The organism is Opacimonas viscosa, assembly GCF_024199005.1.
In the GTDB taxonomy this organism is placed as follows: domain Bacteria; phylum Pseudomonadota; class Gammaproteobacteria; order Enterobacterales; family Alteromonadaceae; genus Opacimonas; species Opacimonas viscosa.
Window position 1 is genome coordinate 1 of record NZ_JANATA010000231.1, and the last position, 255, is coordinate 255.

Below are 255 nucleotides of genomic sequence, written 5' to 3' on the forward strand. Positions count from 1 at the left end.
TACTTCATCGGCCCAACGTTCTTTGACCACGTGACCAAAGACATGCGCTCATACCAAGAGGAGATTTTTGGTCCAGTGCTTCAAATGGTGCGCGCGAAAGATTTCAACGAAGCGGTTAACTTAGCAAGTGATCATCAATACGGTAACGGTGTTGCTATGTACACCCGTAACGGCCATGCGGCGCGCGAATTTGCGCAACGTGTAAACGTGGGCATGGTAGGGATTAATGTACCTATTCCAGTGCCTGTTGCCTAC

1 protein-coding gene is annotated in these 255 nt (G+C 49.4%); it reads left to right on the top strand.

Annotation, left to right across the window (positions count from 1 at the left end):
* Positions 1-255: aldehyde dehydrogenase family protein (locus tag NLF92_RS13410; protein WP_254102753.1), on the top strand; the 255-nt coding region annotated here is incomplete at both ends.